Source organism: uncultured Planktosalinus sp., from assembly GCF_963973675.1.
GTDB lineage: Bacteria > Bacteroidota > Bacteroidia > Flavobacteriales > Flavobacteriaceae > Planktosalinus.
On sequence record NZ_CAXBAN010000150.1, the window covers coordinates 1 to 6,100 of the forward strand.

Below are 6,100 nucleotides of genomic sequence, written 5' to 3' on the forward strand. Positions count from 1 at the left end.
TGTTGATTGGAAATGAAAACTTCTTTATTTTCAAAAAAGACATCTCCATTTTTTAATTCTAAATAAAGAGAATATTCAGCAGGGGAGTATTTAAAAAGAGAATCGCAATCATCTGTTTTAGCACAGCTTGAAAATAAAAAAATTAGTGAGTTAAAAAGAAGAATGCGATTCATAACTTAAGTGTCAAGTATCAAGTTAAATATAACAAAAATTACTTCCTGCCAAAATCCGCAGGAATTTCACCCCAAGCCTTGGTTTCCCATTTTACAATTTTGGTATTGTAAGTGTTGGTCTTAAGCCACTGTTCTGCACGGGTAACAAGCTCAAAAAGGGTTTTGTTTTTTGAGGTTTGCAGGAGCTTAGTACGACATTTTTTAGCTTTTACCCAGCCCATGGCAATTTTTGAATCTGTATAAATGATGCGGTCACTGTTGATTTTTTTAAGATAGGCTAGGCCGTGAACCAAAGCTAAAAACTCTCCTATATTATTAGTACCTTGCTTGAAAGGTCCTTGATGAAAGAGTTGTTTGTGTGTTTGTGTATCAACACCGCGGTATTCCATAATTCCGGGATTTCCACTAGAGGCGGCATCTACAGCAATTGAGTATAAATTGGGTTCGCCAAATTTTTCTTTTTCAGCTTTAGAAATTGTTTTTTTGTTTAAACCTTTTCCTACATAGTCCTTGTATTCGCCTTCAAATGCTTTTTTGGCTTCAGATAGTGTGGTAAAGGATTTATATTGAGCTCCGGTAATTCCGGCAATTGCTTTTTTACATTCTTCCCATGAGTTGTAAATGCCTGCTGGGTTTCCAAACCAAACCACATAGTGTTTTTGTTTTTTTGCCATTTCTTTTTCCGCGAAAGCAAACTCTGTTTAAAGAGTCTCTCCTTTTTTAATTTGTTTTTCAATCACTTTTGGAAGCCACTTGTATTCTAATTTGTGAATCTTTTTTGCAATATCTTCAGGAGTGTCATTACTTTCAACTACTGTTTTTGCTTGAAAAATCACTTTTCCATCGTCGTATTTTTCATTGACAAAATGTATGGTGATTCCTGTTTCAGTTTCATTGTTTTCAATAACAGCTTTGTGCACGTGCATTCCATACATCCCTTTGCCGCCATATTTAGGTAAGAGTGCAGGATGAATGTTGATAATTTTGTTTGGGTAACGTTTTAGAATGTTCTCAGGAAACAGTAAGAGAAATCCGGCCAATACAATCCAGTCTATTTGGTATTCATTCAAAACTTCTAAAATTTTGTTTGAATCTTGAAAGTCTTTTTTGGAAAACACACAAACAGGAGTTTTGAGACGATTTGCCCGTGCAATCACACCTGCATTTGGATTGTTTGTAAGAACTAGACCTACTTGTGCAAAGTTATTTTTCTTGAAATAAGCAATAAGGTTTTCAGCGTTACTACCATTTCCTGATGCAAAAACTGCAATTTGGTGCTTCATGGTTAAACAATTGGTTTACGGCTGTTCATGTCTTTTTATGTTACAAAAGTAAAAGAAATAAGGCAGAGTTATTTTAAAAATTACTAAATTAGAGCCACATTTTGCAACTATCGTGTTGTTTTAAATTAAAATATTTTATTTTTGCGACTTATTAAAAATTAAAAAACAAAAAATTATGTCAGACATTGCATCAAGAGTAAAAGCGATTATCGTAGACAAATTAGGTGTAGACGAGAACGAAGTTGTAACTGAAGCAAGCTTCACAAACGATTTAGGGGCAGACTCATTAGACACAGTTGAGTTAATCATGGAATTTGAGAAAGAATTTGATATTCAAATACCAGACGATCAAGCCGAAAACATTTCAACTGTAGGTCAAGCAATTTCCTATATAGAAAACGCAAAATAAGAGATACTCCATAATGAAACTAAAGCGAGTTGTTGTTACCGGATTAGGTGCTCTTACTCCAATTGGAAACAATATTTCTGAATATTGGGACGGATTGAAGCATGGGAGAAGTGGCTCAGCGCCCATTACCTATTTTGATACCGAAAAGTTCAAAACAAAATTCGCTTGCGAACTTAAAAACTTTGTAGCTACAGATTTCTTTGACAGAAAAGAGGCCAGAAAACTGGATCGATTTGCCCAATATGCTTTAGTAGCCTCTGATGAGGCGATTAAAGATGCAAATTTGAACTTGGACAATGTTGATAAGTTTCGCGTAGGTGTTATATGGGGAGCAGGAATTGGAGGTTTAGAAACCTTTCAGGACGAGGTGTTAAACTTTGCTGCGGGCGATGGCACGCCAAGGTTTAACCCTTTTTTTATTCCCAAAATGATAGCTGATATTGCCCCAGGTCATATTTCCATTAAACATGGGTTTATGGGGCCAAATTACACTACGGTTTCTGCTTGTGCCTCCTCAGCAAACGCAATGATTGATGCCTTAAACTATATCCGTTTAGGGCACTGTGATGTGATTGTCACCGGTGGCTCTGAAGCGGCAGTTACAAAAGCAGGTATGGGTGGATTTAACGCCATGCATGCACTTTCAACCTTAAATGATACCCCGCAAACAGCCTCAAGACCTTTTGATGCTACACGTGATGGTTTTGTTTTAGGTGAAGGCTCTGGAGCGCTTATATTAGAAGAATATGAGCATGCAAAAGCCAGGGGAGCAAAAATTTATGCTGAAGTCCTCGGAGGAGGAATGTCAAGCGATGCCTACCACGTTACAGCCCCACATCCTGACGGAATTGGTGTTGAACGAGTTATGCTCAATTGCTTAAACGATGCCGGAATTTCTGCAGACGAGGTGGATGCAATCAATACTCATGGAACATCAACTCCCCTTGGAGATGTAGCGGAATTAAAAGCAATTTCAAAAATTTTTGGAGCACATGCCAATAAGATCAACATTAATTCTACTAAATCTATGACAGGCCATTTGTTGGGAGCTGCTGGAGCAATTGAAGCGATAGCATCAATTCTTGCTATGGAACACAGTTTGGTTCCTCCAACAATAAACCATACAACTGTTGATGAAAATATTGACCCTTCATTAAACCTAACCTTAAATAAGGCACAGGAAAGAGAAGTTAATGTTGCAATGAGCAACACGTTTGGCTTTGGAGGTCATAATGCCTGTATTCTTTTTAGAAAGATTGAACAGTAATTTAATTAATGAGTTCAATTCGAAACATATTCAATTCCCGTTCCGACAAGGACGGGAATTTTTTTCGTGAAATAAAAAATATCATTGGGTTCAAACCTGGAACCATTTCATTGTATGAAATGGCGGTCACGCATCGGTCCACAAATATAAAAGACAGTAAGGGCAACATTTTAAATTATGAACGCCTTGAGTTTTTAGGTGATGCTATGCTGGGCGCAGTCATAGCAGCTCACCTTTTTAAAAAAGTACCATCAGGAAACGAAGGTTACCTTACTAAGATGAGGTCAAAAGTAGTAAGTCGTGAACACCTCAATGAGTTGGGAAGAGACCTTGATTTAATTAGATTTGTTAGGACTTCAATTCCTATTGAAAGTTTTGGTCAAAACATTCATGGAAATATTTTTGAAGCCCTTGTTGGAGCAATATATTTGGACAAAGGATTTAAAAGCTGTGAAAAATTTATTCAAAAAAGAGTCATTAAGCCCTATGTAGATATTGAAAAACTAGAAGGAAAAATAATAAGTTACAAAAGCAATTTGATAGAATGGTGTCAAAAGCACAAAAAGAAATTTGACTATTTAGTTTATGATGATACCGGAAACGATACCGTAAAACATTTTGCGGTAAAGCTGAAAATTGAAGGTAAAGTTGTAGCAAAAGCAAGAGCAACATCTAAGAAAAAAGCTGAGGAACGTGCTTCAAAAAGAGCCTATTATAAACTTCAAAATAAAATTGAAAAAGAAGACTCCACTTCCAATTAATGTAAAGTTTACTTTAAATTCCACAACATAAAACTTTGAACGCGTATCTTTGTATTCTTCAAACTACTGGAATATGCAACGCCACAATCTTAATTTTACCTTGGAAGAAGAATATTTGCTCATTGCAATTCATACCAACATTGAAGCTCATACCTTGACCTTTTTAATCAATAAACATTTAAAAATTAGTTTGAAAAGAAAAACCAGAGATATTGATTTTATTAAACATGATGCACACATCTCTTTTCCAATTTATGAATATGTTGACACAAAAAGTGAAACTATTTACTTTCTTACTGAGAATAAATGTAAATCACATTCAGAAAAAGTAACAAGTGCCGGAAGCTTATTTGCTTCTGACACAGTCGTTAAAACCCATTATTTAGTGCCTGAATACAATCAGGCAGACTTTCTGTTAAAAATTGTTGATGAAAATATTCAAAATAATGTACAATTAGTACAAGCAAAACTTGCTGAGATCCCCAAGGTTAGTGCTTTTTATGAAATAGACCAAAACAAACTGAAATCAAAACAAAACTTAAATTTTGACTAATGCCGCAAAGAAAAAAAACAAAAATAGTAGCCACACTTGGCCCGGCCACTCAGAGTAAAGAAACTATCAGAGAGATGATTCTTGCAGGCGTGGACGTTTTTAGAATCAATTTTTCACATGCAAACTACACCAATGTTTTAGAGCGAATACAAACCATTAGAGAAATTGGGGAAACCCTAAACTTCACGCCTGCAATTTTGGCTGATTTACAAGGTCCTAAGCTAAGAGTAGGTATCATGAAGGAAGAAGTGATTGTGAAACCAGGTGATGAAATTCTTTTTTGTACGGGAGAAGAATTTGAAGGAAATTCCAAAAGTGTCTATATGAACTATGACACTTTTCCTAAAGACGTAAAGGTAGGGGAGATGATACTTTTAGATGATGGTAAACTGCATTTCCAGGTAATTTCAACTAACAAGAAGGATGAGGTTAAAGCTAAAGTAATTCAAGGTGGGCCTTTACGATCCAAAAAAGGTGTAAACCTACCCAACACAAAAATTTCTCTTCCGGCAATGACTGAAAAAGATATTGAAGACGCGATATTTGCCATCAAGCAAGAAGTTGATTGGATTGCATTGTCGTTTGTAAGAGATGCAGAAGACCTTCAAATACTCAAAAGTCTAATTAAAGAACACGCATCTCATAAAATTCCCATCATAGCCAAAATAGAAAAACCGGAAGCAGTTAAAAACATAAAGCGAATTATCGCTCACTGTGATGGATTAATGGTTGCCAGAGGAGATTTGGGTGTTGAGATTCCGGCAAATGAAGTTCCGTTAATTCAAAAAGAATTGGTGCTTGTTGCCAAAAACGCACGCATTCCTGTTATCATTGCCACACAAATGATGGAAACCATGATTACCTCTTTGACACCCACTCGAGCCGAAGTTAATGATGTAGCAAACTCTGTTATGGACGGTGCTGATGCAGTGATGTTATCAGGTGAAACTTCGATAGGGAATTTTCCGGTTCAGGTTGTTGAGACAATGGCAAAAATCCTTAAAACAGTTGAAAACTCTTCCCTCATTCATGTTCCTCAAGAACCACCACAAATAAAAACCATTAGATATGTTACTAAATCGGTATGTTATCATGCCGCTTTGATGGCAAATGAAATAGAAGCAAAAGCAATCTGTACACTTACCAACAGCGGATATACCGCTTTTCAAATATCTGCTTGGAGGCCACATGCACATATTTTAGTGTTCAGCTCAAACAAAAACATCATTACCCGAATGAATCTGCTTTGGGGTGTGAGGGCTTTTCATTATGATAAATTTGTTAGCACAGACACCACCGTTGACGATGTTAATAAAATTGCACTTGAAAAAAACTTTGTGGAAAAGGGGGATTTCTTAATCAACCTTGCTGCCATGCCTATTAAAGATAAAGGAATGGTGAACACCTTGCGGGTTTCTCAGGTTTAATTAAAAATCAAACTCCAACTGTACAGAAACCGCTTTTTCAAGCGGTTTTTGCTTTGTTTCGGTATTGAGATTGGAAAGCGATATGCCAAGCAATCGCACAGAATTAGAAACTTTTTCCTGAAAAAGCAACTCCTTGACAGTTTCCAAAATCAATGCCTTGTCTGAAATAAAATAAGGCAATGTCTTACTGCGGGTTTGTAATGTAAAATCACTGTATTTAATTTTTA

Annotated in this window: 7 protein-coding genes and 1 pseudogene; 5 read left to right on the forward strand and 3 right to left on the reverse strand. The window is 36.2% G+C overall.

Going from position 1 to position 6,100, the window contains the following annotated elements; genetic code table 11:
- Nucleotides 1-211: 211 nt before the first annotated feature.
- Together AACY61_RS07335 and purN are read right to left on the reverse strand one after the other, a co-directional pair.
- Complete coding sequence (locus AACY61_RS07335; RefSeq protein ID WP_339610926.1) at nt 212-847, reverse strand: ribonuclease H family protein; 636 nt, start codon at nt 845-847, stop codon at nt 212-214.
- A gap of 27 nt (nt 848-874) precedes the next feature.
- Complete coding sequence (gene purN, locus AACY61_RS07340) at nt 875-1,456, reverse strand: phosphoribosylglycinamide formyltransferase (RefSeq protein WP_339610927.1); 582 nt, start codon at nt 1,454-1,456, stop codon at nt 875-877.
- A gap of 175 nt (nt 1,457-1,631) precedes the next feature.
- Here purN and AACY61_RS07345 point away from each other — a divergent pair, with 175 nt between their 5' ends.
- From AACY61_RS07345 to pyk, 5 genes are all read left to right on the forward strand, one after another.
- Nucleotides 1,632-1,865, forward strand: a complete 234-nt coding sequence (locus AACY61_RS07345) for an acyl carrier protein (protein ID WP_188438527.1) — start codon at nt 1,632-1,634, stop codon at nt 1,863-1,865.
- Nucleotides 1,866-1,878: 13 nt separating this feature from the next.
- Nucleotides 1,879-3,132 (forward strand): beta-ketoacyl-ACP synthase II, encoded by a 1,254-nt coding sequence (fabF, locus tag AACY61_RS07350; RefSeq protein WP_339610928.1) that lies wholly within the window; start codon nt 1,879-1,881, stop codon nt 3,130-3,132.
- Between the two features lie 8 nt (nt 3,133-3,140).
- Complete coding sequence (gene rnc, locus AACY61_RS07355) at nt 3,141-3,893, forward strand: ribonuclease III (RefSeq protein ID WP_339610929.1); 753 nt, start codon at nt 3,141-3,143, stop codon at nt 3,891-3,893.
- Nucleotides 3,894-3,966: 73 nt separating this feature from the next.
- Nucleotides 3,967-4,446 (forward strand): IPExxxVDY family protein, encoded by a 480-nt coding sequence (locus tag AACY61_RS07360; protein WP_339610930.1) that lies wholly within the window; start codon nt 3,967-3,969, stop codon nt 4,444-4,446.
- Nucleotides 4,446-5,873, forward strand: a complete 1,428-nt coding sequence (gene pyk / locus AACY61_RS07365; RefSeq protein WP_339610931.1) for a pyruvate kinase — start codon at nt 4,446-4,448, stop codon at nt 5,871-5,873. The genes AACY61_RS07360 and pyk overlap by 1 nt, the downstream gene beginning before the upstream one ends.
- Here the strand turns inward: pyk and AACY61_RS07370 are convergent.
- Nucleotides 5,874-6,100 (reverse strand): annotated as a pseudogene (locus AACY61_RS07370) (DNA polymerase IV); the annotation flags it as partial.

What these genes read in the sequence shown, in the direction of transcription:
- AACY61_RS07335 (WP_339610926.1), bottom strand. Translation starts at nt 847, where the DNA reads ATGGCAAAAAAACAAAAACACTATGTGGTTTGGTTTGGAAACCCAGCA.
- purN (WP_339610927.1), bottom strand. Translation starts at nt 1,456, where the DNA reads ATGAAGCACCAAATTGCAGTTTTTGCATCAGGAAATGGTAGTAACGCT.
- AACY61_RS07345 (WP_188438527.1), top strand. Translation starts at nt 1,632, where the DNA reads ATGTCAGACATTGCATCAAGAGTAAAAGCGATTATCGTAGACAAATTA.
- fabF (WP_339610928.1), top strand. Translation starts at nt 1,879, where the DNA reads ATGAAACTAAAGCGAGTTGTTGTTACCGGATTAGGTGCTCTTACTCCA.
- rnc (WP_339610929.1), top strand. Translation starts at nt 3,141, where the DNA reads ATGAGTTCAATTCGAAACATATTCAATTCCCGTTCCGACAAGGACGGG.
- AACY61_RS07360 (WP_339610930.1), top strand. Translation starts at nt 3,967, where the DNA reads ATGCAACGCCACAATCTTAATTTTACCTTGGAAGAAGAATATTTGCTC.
- pyk (WP_339610931.1), top strand. Translation starts at nt 4,446, where the DNA reads ATGCCGCAAAGAAAAAAAACAAAAATAGTAGCCACACTTGGCCCGGCC.